The following is a 21,856-nucleotide window of genomic DNA, read 5'->3' on the forward strand; positions in this document are numbered from 1 at the left end:
GAAAAGGGCGGATAGTTTAGCGGGTGGAACACCCGCACGGCAAAGCGTAGCGAGCCGCCGTTAGCGAGTCTTGGGTGTTGTCTGGTAACAGGCAGGGCTAAGCGTAGACAGCAAGGAAGCAGGGTTGCAATGCTATAGAGCCCCGAAATTTTACAAAGTCTCAGAGGCCGACGCAGTCTAACCATGCGGAAGGCAGTATCATGACATGCGATAGCGCGAGTGTGTTGTGGCTCTGGCGGGGTCAGAGGGCCAATCATGTTTCACTATGACTATCCAGTCAACTGGGGAGAGCCTGTTGTCTCTTGTAATCATGCAAGTATGACGTACAACGATAAAAAGAAGGAAATCAAATGGACGGCAGGCAGTCGGATATCACGCATAGTACCAAAGAAACCGGGTAATGCCGGCGGAGGGAAGGCGGGTACATAATAACGCTCTTTCTGAGGACACATTTACCGTACTCAGGGACGGAGGATAAATGGAAACGAAATTAGAAAGAATAGCAGACAAAGCATCGCATGAAATCAGACCAAAGTTTACGTCACTTTATCATTTGCTGAATGAAGAACTGCTGACCCAGTGTCATAAGGAACTGGACGGCAGGAAGGCAGTGGGTGTTGATGGAGTAACAAAAGAAGAATACAGTCAAAACCTGAAAGAGAACATTAGAAACCTGGTGGAACGGCTGAAGAACAAAGCATATAAGCCAGCTCCCTCTCTGCGCGTCTACATACCGAAAGGAAATGGAACGATGCGTCCGCTGGGAATCACAGTGTACGAAGACAAAATCGTCCAGCTGGGATTGAAGAAAATCATCGAGGCAGTATATGAGCCAAAGTTTCGCGGGAACATGTATGGATTCCGTCCGGAAAAGAGCTGTCATATGGCGGTAAAAGAAATGATAGGCCAAATCACGAGGAAAAGAATCAACTATATCGTAGATGCGGACATCAAAGGGTTCTTCGACCATATGAACCACGAGTGGGTGTTAAAGTTCGTGGGATATTACATACAAGACCCAAACATACTCAGACAGGTAGAAAAGTATTTAAAAGCAGGGGGGCTGGAGGCGGGGGAATACCACGCAGCCGAAGAGGGATCAAGCCAGGGAAATATCATTAGTCCGCTGCTGGCAAATATCTATATGCACCATGTACTGATCCTGTGGTTTCGTGAGTACTGGACAAAAAGAGGAAGCGGAGAAAATTTTCTGGAGAATTATGCAGATGATTACATAGCGGGATTCGAAAATAAGTGGGAAGCGGAGAAGTATTATGAGCAGATGCAGGAGAGACTGGGAAAGTTTGGACTGGAAATCGAGACGAGCAAAAGCAGGGTGATAGAGTTTGGAAGGTATGCGAAGGAAAGAAGGAAGAGAAAAGGGAAGGGGAAACCGGAAACCTTTGATTTTCTGGGATTTACATTCTATTGTGGAGAAAGCCGTAAAGGAACGTTCGTGGTAAAAGCAAAGACGAGCGGGAAGAAGTATCGAATGAAGATAAAAGAGTTAAAGAAGTGGTTAAAAGGGCGTCTGATGAAGCCGATAAGAGAAACCATGGAAATACTGAATCGAAAACTGAGCGGACATTATCGATATTATGGAGTGACGTACAACATACCAATGCTGATAAAGTATCATTACCATGCAACCAAGCTGTTGTATGGAATGATGAACCGAAGAAGCCAAAAGAGAAGTTACAACTGGGAGGGATTCCGGGAGATGTTAAAATACTATCCGCTGGCATATCCGAAAAGATATGTGAACCTCTATGAGTAACAACGACTGTGAAAGTTATTATGAAGAGCCGTATGCGGGAAAGCCGCACGTACGGTTCTGCAAAGGAGTTCACATCGCGAGGTGTGGATTTACTAAACTGGGAACATTATATATAAGGAGCAAAAATTATGGCATTGGAAAGAATAAGCTTAAAAAACTGGAAATTCAATCTGGGAGAGGAAATGATCTGTCCGGAACAGGCGGCAGAAGTGTCGGTTCCTCATACGTGGAATGTGGAGGAAGGGACAGAGGATTACTGGGGAACCGGGTGGTATGGTTATACCTTTATACCGGAAGAAGACTGGAAGAATAAGAGAGTACAGATTCTGTTTCACGCGGTCTATCATGACGCCTGTGTCTGGCTGAACGGCGAGGAAGTGGTCTGCCACCAGAACTCCGGTTATACGCCGTTTGCGGTAGAGCTTACGGATTATCTGAAGTTCGGGGAGGAGAATCTGCTTTCGGTGAAGGCGGACAATCGTTTCTCTCCTGACATGCTCCCTTATGAAAGGAGCTTCGACTGGGCGAATGACGGAGGTCTGATCCGGCCTGTGGAACTGCTGGTTACGGGCGGAAGTTTTCTGACCAGTCCCCAGGTGACGGCCAGGCCTGTGATTACGGTAAGTGACTGCCGCCAGGACGGAGGCAGCGCCGTATTTGGCTTAAAGGCCGGAATCAATGGGAGTACGTCTGAGCAGCATACTCTGGAATGGGAGCTGTACGAGGGCTGCGATGGTGCAGAGACCCTGGTGACCGAAGGCTGCGGGGTATGCAGGGGAAGCCAGGCTGAGATTTCCGGGAGGCTTCTGGATTCTATAAGATTCTGGCATTTCGACAGTCCCAGCCTCTATACGCTGAAGCTGGTGCTGAAGGCGGAGGGCGCTGTTACAGACCGGCAGTCCATTGTCTTCGGTTTCCGGGACATTCATGTGAGAGGCAGCCAGATTATACTGAATGGAGAGCCGGTCCGTCTCACCGGTACGGAGTGGATGCCGGGCTCAGACCCCGCATGTGGAATGGCAGAACCCAAAGAAGCGCTTGAAAAAATGCTGCTCTGCCTGAAGGAATCCAACAGTATCCTCACCCGTTTTCACTGGCAGCAGGATGATTGGGTGTATGACTGGTGTGACCGGCATGGTATGCTGGTGCAGGAGGAGGTTCCCTTCTGGGGGGCAACCCCTCCCGCAGCAGGGGAGCAGCAGTGGAAAATATTTAAGGAACAGCTTCAGGAAATGGTAAGTGCTCACCGGAATCATCCCTCTGTTTTTGCGTGGGGTGTCGGAAATGAGCTGGACGGCCAGGCGGAGGAAACGATTCAGTATATCAAGGATGCAGTGGCTTATACCCACCGTATGGATCCGGACAGGCCGGCAAACTACGTCTCTAACTCGATTTTCAAAGCTCCCGCGCTGGACGGGACTGCACACGGGGATATCATTATGGTCAATGATTATATCGGAACCTGGCACGGAGATCTGGATCAGTATGGAGAATGGGACCGTATTGTTGCTGCCAATCCGGATAAACCGGTCATACCGTCTGAGTTTGGCCTGTGTGAGCCAGCCTTTTCGGGGGGAGACGAACGAAGAGAAGAGATTTTCCTGGAGAAATTGAACTGCTACAGGAGCTATCCGAATATTGCAGGAACCATTTATTTCTGCCTGAATGACTACCGGACCCAGATGGGGGAAGACGGTGAAGGAAAATGGAAGAAGCGGGTTCATGGTTCCGCCGGGCTTAAGGGAGAGCCGAAGCCTTCCTATTACGCGGTGCAAAGAGAGTATGCTCCGGTAGAGGTATCCGTCCAGGAGGGGGAGATTACTCTGATATGCAGGGATACTCTTCCCTGCTATGAGGTAAAAGGATACCGGATGAGAATCGGGACACAGATGCTTGATATTCCGGATCTGAAGCCGGGAGACCGGTGGTGTGTGCCTTCGAAAGGGATCGGGGAAGAAGAAAGAATTGAAATATTCCGGCCAAATGGCGAACGGGTTATGTAAGGGGAAATGGAGAAAGAGGAGCTGGCGCACTGACATGGTGCGCCAGCTCCCTATTTAAGCTCCTGAATAAATTTTTTGTTGAATATTATTGACTTGTTTTATAAATGAAATTACTGGTATAATAGAAAAGAATACTATATGCTGATAATCATATTGGAAGGGGATTTTATGAATTATCTAAATGCACTTGCACCATATACGCTGTATAAAGAAATCTGCGAAGGAGATTATTTTGTTGACAAAACGATAATGATTGAAGAAGTGCTAAATGAGTTATCTGCGGCTAATAAGTATATCTGTGTCACAAGGCCGAGGCGGTTTGGTAAGACCGTCATGGCACATATGTTAACGGCTTTCCTGGAAAAGGGCGTAGATTCTGGTTCCATATTCGCAGACCTGAATATTGGAAAAAGCAGTTGTTACGAAAAGCATCTGAATAAACATGATGTTATATTCATCGATTTCAGCAATATGCCATGGAATTGTGATTCTTATCAGACGTATATCAATTTTGTCGGAAAAAAGATATCCGATGATTTGGAAGCAGAATACCCGGAGTGTGGTATCATACCGGAGGCTGGCCCGTGGGAAGCCCTTGACAGGGTTTTCTCCAGGACAGGAAAACAATTTGTTTTTATTATGGATGAGTGGGATTCCATGTTCCATAATAAACTGTTCTCAAAAGATGACCAGGCAAAATTCCTGCAGTTTCTAAGATTACTTTTAAAATCAAAAGGGTATGTGGAGTTGGCATACATGACAGGAATACTGCCAATTGCCAAGTACAGCAGCGGTTCCGAACTTAATATGTTTGTGGAATACAATATGGCTACATCTATAAAATATTCGGAATATTTCGGTTTCACCGAAGAAGAAACAGCGGAATTGTATGAGCGTTATGTGTCTTTGGAGGAAACTCCGCATTTTGATTTTGAGAGTTTAAGAGAGTGGTACAATGGTTACCAAACAGCAAATGGTGACAGGATTTTTAATCCGCGGGCGGTTATCTGTGCATTGAGCTCTAATCAGATTCAAAGCTATTGGACCGGTTCTGGACCATATGACGAGATTTTTTACTACATCAAAAACAATATCGCAGAGGTTCGGGAAGACCTGGTGCGTATGGTTGCAGGAGAGGCAATTTCCGTAAGAATTCAAAATTATGCTGCGGTCTCCATGGATTTGGAAACGAAAGATGAAATATTTTCCGCAATGGTCGTGTACGGTTTCCTTAGTTACTATGACGGCCGGGTATCAATCCCTAACAGGGAGCTGATGCAAAAGTTTGAGGACGTTCTGACCAATAAAAATATGGGGTATATATCGAAATTAGCATTGGAGTCTGACCGGATGCTGGCGGCTACGCTGAATGGGGATACGAAAGAAATGGAGCGAATTTTGTCATTTGCTCACGATACAGAGATCCCTATTTTAAACTATAACGATGAAGGCGACCTTGCTGCATTGGTAAATCTGGTTTATCTGTCAGCGAGGAACGAATATCGAATAGAGAGAGAGGACCGGGCCGGCAAAGGGTTTGCAGACTTTCTTTTTTATCCGCTTAATCCAAAGAAAGACTGCATAATCCTTGAACTAAAGGTAGATAGGAATCCCGACGACGCAATCGGCCAAATCGTCGATAAGAAGTACGCTCTGAAATTCCGAGGGCGTCTTGGAGACGAGAGTGCGTATACAGGCAGAATACTGGCTGTCGGAATGACTTATAATAGAGACAGCAAAGAACACTACTGCAAAGTGATTGCTATAAGGTAGAGCCGGTTTCCGGGCCAATAACCATACCATCCCGCAGTTCACCCGCGGCCATGACGGCCGCGGTTTTTTTCTGCTCTTCTTTTGCGAACTGTACCATGGCCCTCCTTATTCCAGCCAGTGGTGGCCAAAGGTGTTTAAGAGTGTTTCCGCCTCCCTGGGGCCGCGGGTTCCGGGGAGATAGGGGTACAGCGGCAGATTCCGGGAGGCCGCAAGCTGTTTTAGCTGTTCAATGTAGTTCCAGCTGATCTCGATCTGATCCCACTGGGAAAACCAGGAACGCTCGCCTTCGATGCAGGCGGTGAGGAGCCGTTCATAGGCCTCCGGTGTATTGACCTGATTTTCTAAAATACAGTTCTGACAGAAATCCATGCTGGCGGTCACCACCTCTTCCGAATCGCCCGGCCGTTTGATGTTGAAACGGAGATAGATGCCTTCCGTCGGCTGAATCTTGATCAGAAGAATATCGGGCTCTGTTTCGGGATCGGGGCGGCGGAAGATGACTGCCACCTCGGTTTCACGCAGGCCGGTCTTCTTGCCGGTGCGGATATAGAAGGGCGTCCCGTTCCAGCGGTCATTGTCGATAAAGAGCCGCATACAGGCATAGGTCTCCGTACCGGATTCCGGGGATACCAGAGGCTCGCTTCGGTAGCCGTCGTACTGTCCCAGGATGAGGGACTGCTCCAGATCTTCCGGCGCCACCGGCTTAAGTGCCCTTAAGACCTCCAGCTGCCGCGCGTGCATCTCCTCACTTGTGAATGCGCCGGGTCGTTCCATTGCCAGAATGGACAGTATCTGAAACAGATGGTTCTGCACCATGTCCTTGAGGGCTCCGCTGGCATCGTAATAGCCTCCGCGGGTTTCCACCCCCACGTCTTCCAGTGCGGAAATTTCTACTGCTTCGATCATTTCCCCGTTCCAGGCATTTGCGAAGACCGGGTTGGAAAAACGGATTGTCTGTATGTTTCGTATCATTTCTTTGCCGAGATAATGGTCGATGCGGTAGATATTTTCCGGGCCAAAGCACGATTCCAGCTGGTGGTTTAACTCTTTTGCTGAGGAAAGCGTTTCTCCGAACGGCTTTTCAATGATGATTTTCCCTTCTTTTAAATTGGAAATCGTCTTCAGACCCGCCGCAATGACGGAAAAAAAGCGGGGGGCGACGGCAAGATAGAAGATATGGGACGCAGCCTGCATTGACTCATACGCTTGTCCCAGTCCATCATAGGCAGTCCCATCCGAAAAATCCATACGGTAATAATCCAGATGCCCGGCAAAGTCGGCAAAGGACTCCTCCGAATAGGGGAGACGGGAGAATCTGCGGATCCAGTCCCGGGCCAGGGCGGTATAGGAGGCGGTATCGTAATCACGGCGGCCGATCAGAAGGATCTTGCTGCGGGCGGACAGCTTTCTGGTCCGGCTCATGGTATACAGAGCCGGAAGCAGCTTGCGAAAGGTCAAATCGCCGGTTCCGCCGAAGATGGTAATGCAGGTGTCATACTTCATGGCCGGCCCTCCATTCGTGATGGAATATACCTTTTCTGTCAGTGCGCTCAAAGGTATGTGCACCGAAGAAGTCGCGCTGCGCCTGAATCAAATTGGCTCCGGACGCCTTCGCGCGGAAGCTGTCTAAATAGAAACTGCGTTAAAGAATGCCGGAACAGGCAGACCCGAGGAGACGGCCAGGCCTGTGGTCTTCTTAAATTCTCCTGGTACCGGTTGATACGGGATAAGAAGAAATCGTCAAGATCAGACTCTCCAGCTCCGGATCCTTTAAGAAGGCTTTGGTAATGTCGTTTAAAAACTCCGCCTGAATAATGCAGCCGGCGCGGAAGATGGAAGCGATGCTGCCGAGGTCTAAATTCCAGCCAAAGTGGTGGGAGGCATCCTGCATCAGCGAGAATCCCTGGGCGTAGGCGATGATTTTACCCGTATAGAGCGCCTCGCGGACCATTTCTGCAAAAGCCTGCTTGTCTTCGACGGCCGTGACTGCCGGTGCTTGGATGAGGGAAGATGCCTTTTGGCGCCGCTCCAGATGGTTTGACATGACGCGGGCATTGCAGGCAGCGGTGATCATGGAGATATCGACGCCCTGTTTCAGGGATTCGATGCTGGCCCAGCGGCCCGTTCCCTTCTGTCCCGCACTGTCGAGAATATGATCGATGATATCCCCGTCAGCCATGTCGTCGGCTTCGAGGAAAATGTCGGCGGTGATTCCGATGAGATAGCTGTGCAGTTCTCCCTCGTTCCAGGTACGGTAGATGTCCGCCAGTTCCCGGTTGGTGAAGCCGCCGGCGTACTTGAGCAGGAGGAATGATTCGGCAATCAGCTGCATGTCGGCGTATTCGATGCCGTTATGAACCATTTTTACGTAATGTCCGGCGCCCTCAGGACCGATATAGGTGCAGCAGGGTTCATTTTTTGCCTTAGCCGCAATGGTTTCAAGGATCTGCTGAACCGATTCATAGGCTTCACGGGAACCGCCGGGCATGATGGAAGGGCCGAACCGTGCGCCTTCCTCCCCTCCGGATATACCGACGCCGAGGTAGCGCAGCCCCTTTTCTTTCAGCAGCGCAGCGCGGCGGTTCGTGTCTCCAAAATAGGAATTGCCGCCGTCCATGATAAAATCACCTTTATCCAGAAGCGGAATCAGCTGATCGATCACGGCATCCACGGGCGCGCCGGCCTGAATCATCAGCATGATCTTTCGGGGCCTTTTAAGGGCGGAGACCAGTTCCGGCAGACTGAAAAATGGGATCAGATTATGATGCGGATGTTCTTCCATGACCTTCTGCGTGACTTCAGGACTGCGGTTATAGCCCGCCACCAGGAAGCCGTGATCAGCCATGTTCAGGGCGAGGCTGCGCCCCATGACGGACAGGCCGATCAGGCCGATATCCAAAAGCTCGGGAGTGGGTTCTGATTTCTTTAAATTTTCTTCACGTCACTTTTCTTTTGAAGGTCAACAACAGGTTCGGATTTGCTCAGCGGAGGAGCCAGGACCACGGCACGCCTGGGAGCGGGACTCTGAACACAGCCGGTAAGCATGCCGGTGGGATCCAGCCGGAAGCTTACCAGCCGCCTTCATAGCGGTTGACTGCGAGCAGAAATTTACTGTCACCGGTGATTATGAAATCTCTGGGATAGCTGCCGCCGCTTTCCGTCTGCTGAATCATTTCCACCTCGAAGCCATGCAGCCGGTAAACGGTGATGAGGTCCGCGTGCCGGGTTGACAGATAGAGAAAGCGTTCATCGGGAGAGAGGCGGATGGCCGCGGATATGGCGGCCGGAGACCAGACTCTGCCCTCCGGAAGCAGCTTTTGTACACTCTTTAATGTGAACTGGGGGCCGTCTCCGGCCTCGTACAGGAACAATTCATTGGAGAGTTCGCTGACGAGGAAAAAACGTTTGTGGGCCTGGTCGAAAACGCCGTGTCTTGGGCCGGTGCCCTTCGGGAACGTGATGGAACCGGCTTCGGCAAAGTCACGGTCCATATCGAACAGCAGGACCCGGTCACGAAGAAGGCAGGGAACCATCATAATGCGGCCATGAAACAGGATCTGGTGACAGCCGGCCTTATATCCGGTCTCTATGCGTTTGTAAAGGGTGATGCCGCCAGGTTCTTTCCGATAAATGAGGATGCTGCCCTCATGGTAATTAGCCGTATAGATAAATGCGTCATCCTGAGTGACGTAACAGGCGCTTCCTGTCTCCTCGAATAATTCGCCTGTCAGCCGCGGGCGCTCTCCTGCGGTATCAATAAGGCAGACACCAGCTTTCCCGTCTTTTACGATGGGGGAGGCGAGCTGCCCGTGATATAGGGACAGGTATTTGGAATCGGGTGCTGTATAATACAATTCCGGTCCGGTTATGATACCCGTATCAGAATCAAACTGAAAACGGTAAATACCGTCACTTTGCGCAGAGAAGTATGTTCCGAGATAACCATTTTGTACTTGCAAACTTTTGCCTCCTGACTTATAATAAAATATGTAATAAAAATAGTTACAGTTTCTAACTGTTATTATAATGATTACAGTTAAGGATGTCAATGGTTTTTCCTATAATTTCTATAGGAAAGGAGGAGATTAATACGATATCACTTATTTTGGAGTATTTTGGCAGTCATATGGGAGACTATCTTACCGTGCTCCGGGAGCATGTGGTAATCAGTCTCATGGCGCTGGCCATATCCGTGCTTCTGGGAATATCCGCAGGATATGTCTGTGTCCGCACTCCAAAGCTGGAAAAATGGCTGGTTGGGACGTTTCAGACCCTGCGTATCGTTCCCAGCCTGGCGATCCTGATTCTGCTGATTCCATTGCTGGGAACAGGAGTGAAACCGGCTCTGGCAGCGCTGGTATTGCTGGCGGTTCCGCCCATACTGCTCAATACAGTTACAGGGTTGACGGAAGTGCCGGATTTTATGCTGGAAACGGCGAGAGGATTGGGAATGACAGAAAAGCAGGTGATGTTCCGCGTGAAGTTTCCGATGGCCTTTCCCCTCATCATGACCGGTGTGAAGACCGCCATGATCGAGATCGTGGCCAGTGCCGCCCTTGCGGCTAAGATCGGAGCGGGCGGGCTTGGCGGCCTGATATTTACCGGCCTGGGCTTAAACCGCCTGGATCTGCTTCTGGTGGGAGGCATCTCCGTGGCTCTGCTGTCCCTTGCATCGGGAGCGATTCTGGATGGAATCGAAAAAATGCTGACGCCGTATCTTAGGACGGCGCCGCGCAGAAGGAATATAAGAGAGAGAAAGAGAGGAATCATATGAAAACACAGAACAGAATCAAGAAAATAGCTGCACTGGCTCTTGCCGGCGTGATGGCGGCCGGACTGACCGCGTGTGGGGGATCCGCTTCCGGAGGGGAGACCATCCGGGTGGGCTCCAAAGATTTCACTGAGAGCCTGGTGGTCTCGGAAATCTATGCGCTGGCCCTTGAGAATGCCGGTTATAAGGTGGAAAGAAAACAGGATATTGCGGGATCGGTCGTTCATACATCCCTGATTAATAATGAGATTGATCTGTATCCGGAGTATACGGGAACTGGTCTGCTTTCGATTTTACAGATGGACATGATAACGGATCCGGAGGAAGTATACCGGACGGTTAAGGATGAATATGAGAAGCGTTTCAGCGTGACATGGCTGGATTATTCGAAGGCGAACGACGGACAGGGACTGGTGATCCGGACGGATGTGGCAAAGCAGCTGGGGATCACTACCATTTCTGATTTACAGGAGCATGCTCCGGAGCTGCGCTTCGCCTCTCAGGGGGAATTTGACGCGAGAGAGGATGGACTCCCGGCGCTGGAAAATAAGTACGGCACTTTTGACTGGAAATCCAGCCGTGTATACGACGGCGGCTTGAAGTATGAGGTTCTTTTAAACGGAGAAGCCGATGTGGCGCCTGCCTATACGACGGAAGGGCAGCTGGCAGAGAAGGACAAGTTTATACTTCTGGAAGACGACAAACAGGTGTGGCCTCCGTATAATCTGGCTCCGGTAATCCGTGACGACACACTTGCAAAGAATCCCGAGATTGCAGATATCTTAAATAAGATCAGCGCATCTCTGGACACGGATACGGTTACCGCGCTGAATGCAGAGGTAGATGTGAATAAACGGGAGTATGAGGAAGTCGCCCGGGAATATTACGATACGATTAAGTAAGGAGAGGAGGGACTCATGTCTCAGACTGCCATTGAATTTCAGAATGTAACGAAACAATTTGACAACGCCGCTCTTCCTTCGGTGGATCAGGTCAGCCTGACCATCGAAGAAGGCGAGTTTATAACGATTCTCGGATCATCTGGAAGCGGAAAAACCACTCTTCTGAAAATGGTAAACCGCTTATATGAGCCGACAGGCGGAAAGATATTTCTGTTTGGCGAGGACATATCCACGGTGGATGTGGTAAAGGTGCGCAGACGCATCGGTTACGTCATACAGCAGATCGGTCTTTTTCCCCACATGACCATAGCGGATAACATTTCCGTGGTTCCCAAACTGCTTAACTGGGATAAGAAACAGACCGACGAGCGGGTGGATGAGCTTCTTAACCTGGTGGGACTCCTGCCGGAGGAGTTCAAACACCGGTATCCCTCCCAGCTGTCCGGCGGCCAGCAGCAGCGTGTGGGGCTGGCCCGGGCGCTGGCAGTGAATCCGAAGATTATGCTTCTGGATGAACCGTTCGGAGCGATCGACGCGATCACGCGCATGAAGCTGCAGGATGAGCTTCTTCGAATCCACGGAGGGCTTAAGAGGACCTTCCTGTTCGTGACTCACGATATTAACGAGGCGTTCAAGCTGGGAAGCCGTGTGATTGTGATGAATGAGGGAACGGTCAGGCAGTTCGATACTCCCGCCCGTATCGTGAAGAATCCGGCGGATGACTTTGTGGCCTCCCTGATCCGATCGGCCAGGGAGCAGGAAGAATTCTGGAGGATGACCATTGATTGAATATGCGTTAAAATATCCCGAGAAGCTGTATGGGGCGCTGGGGCAGCATCTGGTACTGGTCGGCGTCACGCTGGTGCTTTCTCTGCTGCTGGCGGCTGTGCTGACCGTCTGCGCCATGTATTTTAAGACCGTGTCGAATGCCCTGGTCCATCTGTTTTCCGTAGTCTATTCGATCCCGAGTCTGGCCATGTTCGCCATGCTGATTCCCGTGACAGGGCTGGGAATGAAAACGGCTTTGATTGTACTTACTCTTTATAACCAGTACCTGCTCCTGCGTAATTTTACGGCAGGCTTAAACGGCGTCGATTCCGCCATCATCGAGGCGGCCGCGGGAATGGGGATGACGACCATGCAGATCCTGTTAAAGATCCGCCTGCCTCTGGCAAAACGGTCCATCTTTACAGGAATCCGCCTCGCCATTGTCTCGACTACCGGAATCGCCACGATCGCGGCTACCATCAACGCCGGCGGCCTGGGAACAATCCTTTTTGACGGCCTCCGGACGCTGAATTTGGTGAAAATACTCTGGGGAACCGTACTGTCCGCAGGGCTGGCCATCGCGCTAAATGCAGGGCTGGAGCGGATTGAGAGGAGACTTTAGGCGGCGGCGTGCGGTCAGCTGTTCACGCCGTCGTCCGGTTGGCTCCGGCTCCCGAACGACCTGTATTCCGACAGGCGTCGTATGGAGGTGGCGTACTCGGAAGGCGTCATCCCCGTCAGCTTCTTAAACTGTCTGGAAAAGTAGTGTACCGAGGTATAGCCGAGCCGGTCTGATATCTCAGTAAAATTCAAGTGATTGTCGCGGATCAGTTGTTTGGCTGTTTCGATCTTCATGGAAGAGAAATAGTCGATCACCCCGCACCCGTGCGCCTCCCGGAAAATCTTCTGGAGCTGAGAACGCCCTGTCAGCGTATCGTGGCAGATGGTATCGATGGAGAGACGCTCTCCGATGTGTTCCTCCATGTAGCGCACGATCCGGCTGTAGGCGTCGCTCTTAATGCGGACCTCCGGCTGCCGCCGGGGCCCGAACTGTCCCGGATTCTCAAAATATCTGCGGTAGAGATGAATGATCAGTTCCTCCAGATAATTGGCGATCATCTGCTCCGCCCCGAATGCCGGAGGGGCGGACTGCCGTACCAGTTCTTCCTGATAAGGGTCGTCCATCCGGCCGGAAAATGCGTTGCGGGCTTCTATAATAATTCTTGCCAGCAGTTCCCGTTCCGTCTCTGAAACGGTGAGCATTTTCCCCTCAAACGCCTTCATGCAGGGGGAATGACACTCAAATCCAATAACCACCAGGTTCGGCGCCACTTCTCCGTTAGTAATGATGTTATGGAATTCCCCCGGTTTGTGGAAGATAATATTTCCACGTTTCAGAGGGACTCGTTTCTCTCCGGCCATTACGTCAATCACGCCCTTGTCCACACAGACAAATTCCCAAAAATCATGACTCTCACCCGGAAATGAGAAATTACTCATATATTCGAAATAGTGTATGGAAATGACTTTGCGTACAACGGCGCTGGTCCGGAGCACCGTACTCTTGTATTCCATGAACGCCTCCTTTCAGACTGTACGTACCATTCACAGCCCGCGCCACCCCCTGTGAACGGCAACGGCTGTACCTGTGTGAAATGTGAAACGACTCCGTTTCGTGTTTACAGTATATCATATTCTGTGGTAAAATAGTAAAATGTGTACGATAATGCAAATAAAATAGCAGATAGTGCAAATATATTTTCCTGTGTATTCACTATACTGGAGTTAGTAAAACGTGTTCGGCAATCAAGTCACTACGGACTGCCGGGGCGAGTTGAAAATAAGGAGGTAGTTGCAATGACTAAGAAACCAGTTCTGGTAATTATGGCAGCAGGGATGGGGAGCCGTTATGGCGGTCTTAAGCAGATTGACCCGGTAGACCCATACGGTAACAAGATCATTGACTTTTCTATTTACGATGCGGTGGAAGCCGGATTCGAGAAGGTAGTATTCATTATTAAGAAGGCCATCGAAAAAGAGTTTAAGGAGCAGATCGGAGACCGCATGGCGAAATACGTGCAGGTGGAATACGTGTTCCAGGAGCTCGATAAGCTGCCGGAGGGCTACAGCGTACCGGAAGGCCGTGTGAAGCCATGGGGAACGGCTCATGCGATCCTGTGCTGCAAGGATGCGGTAGACGGACCGTTTGCAGTGATCAATGCCGATGATTACTATGGCAAGAGCGCATTTAAATCCATTTATGACCAGCTGGTTGAATATTCAGACAACGAAAAGTATCAGTACACAATGGTAGGCTACAAGATTTATAATACTTTGACAGAGAACGGACATGTGGCGCGCGGCGTCTGCACCACGGACGAGAGCAGCCATCTGGTGGATATCCACGAGAGAACCAGAATCGAAAAGCACGGCGACATCGCGGAATTTACAGAGGATGACGGTGCGACCTGGACGGAACTTCCGGAGGAGACCATCGTTTCCATGAATATGTGGGGCTTTACGGCCAGTGTTTTAAAGGAGATCGATGCCAGATTTGCCGCCTTCTTAGATCGTGAACTGCCCAAGAATCCGATTAAATGCGAATATTTCCTGCCATTTGTGGTAGATGAACTGTTAAAAGAGGGGAAAGCCGACGTGACGGTGCTGAAGAGCATTGACCGCTGGTATGGAGTTACTTATAAAGAGGACAAGGAAACGGTTGTGAACGCCATAAAGGGGCTCAAGGAAGCCGGATTCTATCCAGAAAAATTATGGGAGGAAGCGTGATGGGAGACGCACAGTGTGGTAAAATCAGGGAGGCCATCGGCCTTTTAAGCTTTGAAGGGGAACCGATTTCCTGGGAACGTTACGGAAGCGGTCACATCAATGACACGTTTCGGCTGGTATGCAGAGACGGAGAGAAGGAGCATTTATACATACTCCAGAGAATCAACCATGAAATCTTTACCGATCCGGTGTCTCTGATGAGAAACATCGCCGGCGTCACTTCGTTCCTGCGTGAGAAAATCATCGCACAGGGCGGTGATCCGTACCGTGAGACATTAAACATCGTAAAATCCAGAGACGGCAAGGATTACGTGACAGACAGCGACGGAAATTACTGGAGAGGTTACTTATTTATCTCTGGCGCCACCTGCTTTGACAAGGTGCGCAATCCAGATGACTTCTACCAGAGCGGTAAGGCGTTCGGCCATTTCCAGCGTCAGCTGGCCGAATATCCGGCAGAAGAGCTGACGGAGACAATTGTAAACTTCCATAATACACCGGTCCGTCTGGAGACATTTAAGAAGGCGGTGGAAGAGGATGTGTGCGGACGCGCTCATCTGGTGGAAGAGGAGATCAAGTTTGTCATGGACCGCGCCGATGAGGCCGGAGCTGCCATGAACATGCTGAAGGAGGGAACACTTCCGCTCCGCGTAACCCACAACGATACGAAGTTAAACAATATCATGATTGACGATGTTACGGGTGAGGCCCTGTGCATCATCGATCTGGATACCATTATGCCGGGACTGTCCATTTTCGATTTCGGCGACTCCATCCGTTTCGGAGCTAATACAGCCGATGAGGATGAGCCGGATGTCAGCCTTGTTTCGCTGTCCCTTCCGCTGTATGAAATCTATACAAAGGGATTCCTGGAGGGATGCCAGGGCAGCTTAACCCAGGCGGAGCGCGATATGCTCCCTATGGGTGCAAAACTCATGACCTTTGAATGCGGTGTGCGTTTCCTGACTGATTTCCTGCAGGGTGACACGTATTTCCGTATCAGCCGTGAGAATCATAACCTGGACAGAACCAGAACCCAGTTCGCTCTCGTCGCCGACATGGAGAAGAAGTGGGCCGATATGGAAGCGATCGTGTGTAAATATTAAGGATATCAGGAGGAAAATAAATGAGAATTTTAGTGACCGGAGGCGCCGGATATATCGGAAGCCATACATGTGTGGAACTGCTGAATCAGGGACAGGAAGTCGTTGTTGTCGATAATTTATGCAACTCTTCAGAGGAATCCTTAAACAGGGTAAAACAGATTACAGGAAAAGACGTGACCTTTTATAAGGCAGATTTACTGGATAAGGCTGCTATGGAGGAGATCTTCAGCAAAGAGACAATCGATGCGGTGATCCATTTCGCCGGCTTAAAGGCAGTAGGCGAATCCGTGGCAAAGCCGCTGGAATATTACTATAATAATATTACGGGCACGCTCGTTCTGTGTGACGTGATGAGAAACCATGGCGTGAAGAAGATCATTTTCAGCTCCTCAGCTACCGTATACGGAGACCCGGCGTTCGTTCCGATCACCGAGGACTGCCCGAAGGGAAAGATTACCAATCCATACGGCCAGACGAAGAGCATGCTGGAGCAGATTTTGACTGATTTACATACCGCGGATCCGGAATGGAGCGTGATTTTACTCCGCTACTTCAATCCGGTGGGAGCTCATAAGAGCGGTCTGATCGGAGAAGATCCGGCAGGTATTCCGAACAATTTAACTCCATACATCACCCAGGTTGCCGTAGGCAAACTGAAGGAAGTGGGCGTATTTGGCAATGACTACGATACACCGGATGGAACGGGTGTCCGTGACTACATTCACGTCGTGGATCTGGCCATCGGCCACGTAAAGGCAGTCGATAAACTGGCTCAGTCCGAGCCGGACGTACGCATCTACAATCTGGGAACCGGCAAGGGCTTCAGCGTGCTTCAGATGATCGAGGCATTCTCCAAAGCCTGCGGAAAACAGATTCCATACGCAATCAAGCCAAGAAGACCTGGCGATATCGCCGAGTGCTACGCGGATGCGGCGCTTGCTAAGAAGGAACTGGGCTGGGAAGCAGAAAGAGGAATTGACGAGATGTGCGAAGATTCCTGGAGATGGCAGTCCAATAATCCGAACGGATACAGATAAGATTGATCCCGGGAAGAAGAGATTCTTCCCGGGATATTTATTTCCGCGAGGGTCACGGTGACTCGTGGGCAGAGCCTGCGGGTGATCGTGACGGATTGTTCAGGCTGTCATACCACGCCTCGACCTCTCCCGGCGTTTTACTGTTGATAAAAACGGTGTATTCCGGCAGGCGAATGGCCAGTATAGGCCGGACATTCCTGTATATATACAGCCGGCATTCACCGGTCTGATTCCCGTAGAATTTGCCGAGAAGATAGTCGTTGGTGGCTGCTCCGTTGGTCCGGCGGAGCGGTTCTTCCGGGAGGCTGTCGAGAAGTTCCGTCTCCAGAATGTCGTCTCTGGAAAAGGAGATATCATACATCCCTGCGGTCACCTCCACGTTGGCGCCGCGAATGGAAAGCTGCGGCTTCACAAAATCCATCCGCACAAAGACGGCGCAGATCCAGACGAGGAGAAGGATGGTCCCCGCCGTTATGGTGCCGGTTATGGCTTTTGCAGCCGGTTTTGCCATGTTCATGCTGAAGTTGGCGCTGCACATCCGGTCCTGAACGAAGAAACGTTTATCGTCAGGATTGCTGTACCAGCCATTTTTCCAGTACAGGTCATCGTCTACCAGGAGCGGTGAGCGGTCGGCAGACAGGATATCATTCCGTTTATTTTCCAGCCACAGGATGGAGGCAGTAATCAATACGATTACAGTGATCTGAATGGCCAGGAAGAGGAAGAATTCCAGCGTAGTAGTCGAACCGCGTACGGCCAGCGGAATCAGAAGAATGGCCATGGAGAGAAGCATAAGGTAATTGGAGGCAATCCACATCCCGGACCAGACACGCTTCGTTAAACGGTTGACTGCCAGATTGATCTTACTGTCATTGCTGTATACTACATTCTCCCGGTGACTGTACCAGACGTGTACGAACCAGAATATCGCTTCCATAAGAAGAACCGCTCCTGGCAAAAGAAAGCGCAGATAGCTGTTTCCAAAATATTCCCGGAGATGGGGAAGGAAAAACAGCGCCAGGATGCTGGCCAGAATTACCGGTAAGTGCCACCAGTGGGAAAACGGCAGCTTTTCAGATACGGAGGAGACTGAGGTATCCACGATCACCGTCCGGACGGGCTCGCCTACTATCCATTTCTTAGAAATTTTCAGGCTATACATGCGGCGGTGGGCAAAAATCAGGAGCCCCATGGACACGATGCAGAATTCCAGGAGCCAGAGTGTCCAAACGATCATAAAGATGGAAAGATGTCCCAGGGAGAGAAACGCGGCTCCCGTTCCGGCAGCCAGATTAATGATGTAAAAATTCCGGTTTGCTTTCCTGTAATGAGCGGTCAATGCAGCGGTGTCTTCATCCAGAACCGCCGATTCCGGGACATGGACACCAAATATCATGCCTTCCCGGTAGCGGTGTTTTCCGCCGTATACTGCGGCAAAGATTCCCACGATGCTCCAATCTGTGATTAAGAAAATGACTAATAGCGCAATATCCATGTCTGTCCCTCCGTTGTTTCTGTCAGTGCCCTTGTGAATGTGTCTTTATGAGCGTATCCTTATGAATGTGTCCTTATGAGTGTGTCTTTATGATGGCTCGATCGCCGGTTCCATATGCGCAAAAATTTCTTCGCAGATCGTCAGAAATTCCTTTTTATCCATTCCCTTTAAGCAGGCTTCCGCTCCAATCAGCTCCAGCTCTTCCTTTAGTTTTTCGCGGTACTGTAAGGTCGTGTCCTTCATCGGACGCACGGTCGCGCCGTTTCTCCGGTCTATCTCGATAAAGCCTTCCGCACGGAGAATCTGATAAGTCTTGTTTACCGTCATGGTATTGACGCCCGCATCGAGGGCCAGCTGACGTACCGTGGGAAGCTTTTCACCGACTTTCAGTTCCCCTCTTCCGATTCCGGTAACAATCTGGTTCCGCAGCTGGACGTATATGGGGACAGTGCTGGCCGTGTTCAGACGAATAATCATGGAATAACCTCCTTTCTAAAATAAGTATCACTTGTATTATATATAGTAATACAAGTGATACTTATTGTCAATAGAAATAGAAATAGAAATAGAAATAGAAACAGAAATAGAAATGGCCGCCGGACAATTCCGACGGCCATTCGTATGACGGTTACAGGTTTGGATAAACCAGCTCATGCAGAAGTTTAGGAAGCTGCTCTTCCATGGTTTCATCGCCAAACTGGCAGGTGCCGACGTTCTTGTGACCGCCGCCGCCGTATTTTAACATCAGGCTTCCGACATCGAGAGACGCGGTGCGGTTTAAGATGCTGTAACCGACTGCGACAGAGCAGCCGATGCCGCCCTTTCCATTGACGATCCATGCGGAAATATTCTGCTCCGGATACATGCTGTAGATCAGGAAACGATTGCCTGTATAGATGGGATCAACTCCCCGCAGGTCTGAAATGATTACATCCTGTTCCACCCTGGTATGTTCGGCAATCATGGCCCTGAATTTTTCTGTCTGCTCAAAATAGACCCCGATCCGCTCCTGTACATCCGGAAGATTTAAGATTTCCTCAGTGTTCATGGTGCGGCAGGCGTCGATCAAACGCTCCATTAACTGGTAGTTCGAGATAGTAAAGTTCCTCCAGCGTCCCAGGCCGGTTCTCGGGTCCATCAGAAAGCCGATCAGTATCCAGCCCTTCGGATTCTGAATTTCATCGATGGTGAGGTGACCGGAGTCCACCTTGTCCACGGCCTCCATCATCTCATTAAAATGAGAGAAACGCTCATTTCCGCCGTAGTATTCGTAGATAATCCTGGCACAGGAAGGGGCCAGACGGCTCTCTCCTTTGTATTTACCTTCCAGCTCGAGCCTCTCGAACTCGCTGGAATGATGGTCGAACCAAAGGCCGCAGCCTTCTACAAAGGGGACATTTGCCAGACAGTCATCCTCTGTGATCTCGACGAGACCGTCCTGTAAGTCCTTCGGATGAGCAAATTTCCAATGGTCGATGACGCCTGCCTCTTTTAGAAGAGCGCCGCAGACGAGACCATCAAAGTCAGAACGTGTTACTAATCTCATGGTTTCATTTCCTCCTGCTTTTGACATTTTCGTACATTTTATGTAATTACTGCCTCTATCATATCACTTTTGAGGGCGGATGAACAGTAAATAAAAAAGTTTGCATCCTATGGAAAATGCTTGACAAGGCTTCCTTCATACGATAATATTAATATCGCAACAGAAGTAACAGGAAACAGAATAACAATTGAAAAGTACGTAATATCCCTTATTCAGAGTGATGGAGATAAAAGGATCTGTGAAGTCACGGCAACCCCGGCCTGAATGGCGCACATTGGTGTGCAGTCAGGAGAGGGCGGAAGGTGCCAACCTGAGCGAGAAATCGAGCAATAAGAGGATTTGATACATGATTTATCAAGTCCGCATTGCTGCGGGCTTTTCTTTTTGTTATTCCCGCGGGCAACGAGCCAAAATCAAGCTTGTTTGAATTTGGCGACTGCCGCGAGGGTCAAAAAACCGGCAGCTGGCTGCAGGTCTTCTGACTCCCCCATGTACATAAGGAGGAAATGACAACATGGAAAAATTATTATTTACATCCGAGTCCGTGACGGAAGGCCATCCGGACAAAATGTGCGACCAGATTTCCGATGCGATTCTGGACGAGATGTTAAAGCAGGACCCGATGAGCCGTGTGGCCTGTGAGACCTGCTGTACCACAGGTCTTGTACTGGTTATGGGTGAGGTGACCACTCACGCATACGTGGATATCCAGAAGGTAGTCCGCGAGACGATTCGCCAGATCGGCTATGACCGCGCGAAATACGGCTTTGACTGCGATACCTGCGGTGTGGTCGTATCCCTGGATGAACAGTCCCCGGATATTGCTATGGGCGTAAACAAGGCTTTGGAAGCGAAGGAACACACGATGTCTGAGGCTGAGCTGGATGCAATCGGCGCCGGCGACCAGGGCATGATGTTCGGTTTTGCCAGCAATGAGACGGAAGAGTATATGCCTTATCCGATCGCCCTGGCACACAAACTGGCGCTCCAGCTGACGAAGGTGCGCAAAGATGGCACATTAAAGTACCTGCGTCCGGATGGAAAGACTCAGGTTACGGTGGAATACGATCAGAATGGCCGTCCGATCCGTCTGGAAGCAGTGGTTTTATCGACCCAGCACGACGAGGCCGTTACTCAGGAGCAGATTCACAAGGATATCAAAGAGTATGTATTTGACGCCATTATCCCGGCTGATATGATCGACGAGGAGACCAAGTTCTTTATCAACCCGACAGGACGTTTCGTTATCGGCGGACCGCAGGGAGACAGCGGACTGACAGGAAGAAAGATCATCGTGGACAGCTACGGCGGATATGCGCGCCACGGCGGCGGCGCCTTCTCCGGTAAGGACTGCACCAAGGTAGACCGTTCAGCGGCTTACGCGGCCCGCTACGTGGCTAAAAACATGGTGGCTGCAGGTCTGGCGGATAAATGCGAGATTCAGCTGTCCTATGCCATCGGTGTGGCGCATCCGACTTCCATCATGGTGGATACATTCGGAACAGGTAAGTTAAGCGATGATAAACTGGTTGAGATCATCCGTGAAAACTTTGACCTCCGTCCGGCGGGAATTATCCGCATGCTCGATCTTCGCAGACCGCTTTACAAGCAGACAGCCGCATACGGACATTTCGGAAGAAATGATCTGGATCTGCCGTGGGAGAAGCTGGATAAGGTGGAGCTATTGAAGAAGCATATATAAATGGAATAACGCGATCACTCCAGTATCCGGCCGGGGTGGAAAACAGGTGAGAAAAGACAGGTGAGAAAGAATTGGCAAAGCGTTTCAAAGCGCTTGAAAGATTCTTTTTCACCTGTTTTTGTGTGATAATCCGCCTGGGAGTGACAAGTGACTATACTCTGGAGCGCCGCCTCGTGACTTTCCGCCAGG

17 protein-coding genes, 1 pseudogene and 1 riboswitch are annotated in these 21,856 nt (G+C 50.3%); of the genes and pseudogenes, 11 read left to right on the forward strand and 7 right to left on the reverse strand.

The annotated features are described in order from the left end of the window. Positions 1-478: 478 nt before the first annotated feature. The 3 genes from ltrA to ACLTD4_RS10320 all read left to right on the forward strand — a co-directional run bounded on the left by ltrA (position 479) and on the right by ACLTD4_RS10320 (position 5,553). Positions 479-1,777 (forward strand): group II intron reverse transcriptase/maturase, encoded by a 1,299-nt coding sequence (gene ltrA / locus ACLTD4_RS10310; protein ID WP_117623538.1) that lies wholly within the window; start codon positions 479-481, stop codon positions 1,775-1,777. 128 nt (positions 1,778-1,905) lie between these two features. Further along, positions 1,906-3,780, forward strand: coding sequence for a glycoside hydrolase family 2 protein (locus tag ACLTD4_RS10315; protein WP_117623539.1), 1,875 nt, complete (start codon positions 1,906-1,908; stop codon positions 3,778-3,780). 168 nt (positions 3,781-3,948) lie between these two features. Next, positions 3,949-5,553, forward strand: a complete 1,605-nt coding sequence (locus ACLTD4_RS10320) for an AAA family ATPase (RefSeq protein ID WP_117623560.1) — start codon at positions 3,949-3,951, stop codon at positions 5,551-5,553. Positions 5,554-5,658: 105 nt separating this feature from the next. On the opposite strand, the gene zwf is transcribed toward ACLTD4_RS10320, so the two are convergent. The 3 genes and pseudogenes from zwf to ACLTD4_RS10335 all read right to left on the reverse strand — a co-directional run bounded on the left by zwf (position 5,659) and on the right by ACLTD4_RS10335 (position 9,512). Next, the gene (gene zwf, locus ACLTD4_RS10325) at positions 5,659-7,056 is read right to left on the reverse strand and encodes a glucose-6-phosphate dehydrogenase (RefSeq protein ID WP_117633871.1); all 1,398 of its coding nucleotides are present in this window, start codon (positions 7,054-7,056) and stop codon (positions 5,659-5,661) included. Continuing rightward, positions 7,046-8,422: pseudogene (gndA, locus tag ACLTD4_RS10330) on the reverse strand (NADP-dependent phosphogluconate dehydrogenase). The gene zwf and the pseudogene gndA overlap by 11 nt, the downstream one beginning before the upstream one ends. 199 nt (positions 8,423-8,621) lie before the next feature. After that, a complete protein-coding gene (locus ACLTD4_RS10335) occupies positions 8,622-9,512 on the reverse strand; it encodes a beta-propeller fold lactonase family protein (RefSeq protein WP_412331297.1) in 891 nt (296 codons plus the stop codon). 167 nt (positions 9,513-9,679) lie between these two features. Between ACLTD4_RS10335 and ACLTD4_RS10340 the strand changes: the two genes are divergently transcribed. The 4 genes from ACLTD4_RS10340 to ACLTD4_RS10355 are packed head-to-tail and all read left to right on the forward strand — an operon-like array spanning position 9,680 to position 12,616. Continuing rightward, positions 9,680-10,327 (forward strand): ABC transporter permease, encoded by a 648-nt coding sequence (locus ACLTD4_RS10340; RefSeq protein WP_117623561.1) that lies wholly within the window; start codon positions 9,680-9,682, stop codon positions 10,325-10,327. Next, complete coding sequence (locus ACLTD4_RS10345; protein WP_055653177.1) at positions 10,324-11,226, forward strand: glycine betaine ABC transporter substrate-binding protein; 903 nt, start codon at positions 10,324-10,326, stop codon at positions 11,224-11,226. Before ACLTD4_RS10340 ends, ACLTD4_RS10345 begins: the two co-directional genes overlap by 4 nt. Before the next feature lie 15 nt (positions 11,227-11,241). After that, complete coding sequence (locus ACLTD4_RS10350; protein WP_055653178.1) at positions 11,242-12,015, forward strand: ABC transporter ATP-binding protein; 774 nt, start codon at positions 11,242-11,244, stop codon at positions 12,013-12,015. Beyond that, positions 12,008-12,616 carry an ABC transporter permease gene (locus ACLTD4_RS10355; protein ID WP_117623543.1) on the forward strand — a complete coding sequence of 203 codons (609 nt, stop codon included), beginning with the start codon at positions 12,008-12,010 and terminating at the stop codon, positions 12,614-12,616. Before ACLTD4_RS10350 ends, ACLTD4_RS10355 begins: the two co-directional genes overlap by 8 nt. 14 nt (positions 12,617-12,630) lie before the next feature. Here ACLTD4_RS10355 and ACLTD4_RS10360 read toward each other — a convergent pair whose 3' ends face one another. Further along, positions 12,631-13,569 (reverse strand): helix-turn-helix domain-containing protein, encoded by a 939-nt coding sequence (locus ACLTD4_RS10360; RefSeq protein WP_412331298.1) that lies wholly within the window; start codon positions 13,567-13,569, stop codon positions 12,631-12,633. Between the two features lie 282 nt (positions 13,570-13,851). Between ACLTD4_RS10360 and ACLTD4_RS10365 the strand changes: the two genes are divergently transcribed. The 3 genes from ACLTD4_RS10365 to galE are packed head-to-tail and all read left to right on the forward strand — an operon-like array spanning position 13,852 to position 16,924. Then, positions 13,852-14,781: a nucleotidyltransferase family protein gene (locus ACLTD4_RS10365; protein WP_117623544.1), complete on the forward strand. Its 930-nt coding sequence runs from the start codon at positions 13,852-13,854 to the stop codon at positions 14,779-14,781. Continuing rightward, complete coding sequence (locus tag ACLTD4_RS10370; RefSeq protein WP_055653182.1) at positions 14,781-15,887, forward strand: phosphotransferase enzyme family protein; 1,107 nt, start codon at positions 14,781-14,783, stop codon at positions 15,885-15,887. The genes ACLTD4_RS10365 and ACLTD4_RS10370 overlap by 1 nt, the downstream gene beginning before the upstream one ends. Before the next feature lie 20 nt (positions 15,888-15,907). Next, positions 15,908-16,924, forward strand: coding sequence for a UDP-glucose 4-epimerase GalE (galE, locus tag ACLTD4_RS10375; protein ID WP_117623545.1), 1,017 nt, complete (start codon positions 15,908-15,910; stop codon positions 16,922-16,924). 52 nt (positions 16,925-16,976) lie between these two features. On the opposite strand, the gene ACLTD4_RS10380 is transcribed toward galE, so the two are convergent. From ACLTD4_RS10380 to ACLTD4_RS10390, 3 genes are all read right to left on the reverse strand, one after another. Further along, positions 16,977-18,419, reverse strand: coding sequence for a hypothetical protein (locus tag ACLTD4_RS10380; RefSeq protein ID WP_117623546.1), 1,443 nt, complete (start codon positions 18,417-18,419; stop codon positions 16,977-16,979). 87 nt (positions 18,420-18,506) lie between these two features. Further along, complete coding sequence (locus ACLTD4_RS10385; protein WP_055653185.1) at positions 18,507-18,896, reverse strand: GntR family transcriptional regulator; 390 nt, start codon at positions 18,894-18,896, stop codon at positions 18,507-18,509. Between the two features lie 151 nt (positions 18,897-19,047). After that, a complete protein-coding gene (locus ACLTD4_RS10390; RefSeq protein ID WP_055653186.1) occupies positions 19,048-19,965 on the reverse strand; it encodes a hypothetical protein in 918 nt (305 codons plus the stop codon). Between the two features lie 205 nt (positions 19,966-20,170). Then, a riboswitch (SAM riboswitch) is annotated at positions 20,171-20,301 on the forward strand. A gap of 178 nt (positions 20,302-20,479) precedes the next feature. Here ACLTD4_RS10390 and metK point away from each other — a divergent pair. Further along, positions 20,480-21,667, forward strand: a complete 1,188-nt coding sequence (gene metK, locus ACLTD4_RS10395; protein WP_117623547.1) for a methionine adenosyltransferase — start codon at positions 20,480-20,482, stop codon at positions 21,665-21,667. The last annotated feature ends 189 nt before the right edge of the window (positions 21,668-21,856 follow it).

This window comes from Hungatella sp. (assembly GCF_046966825.1).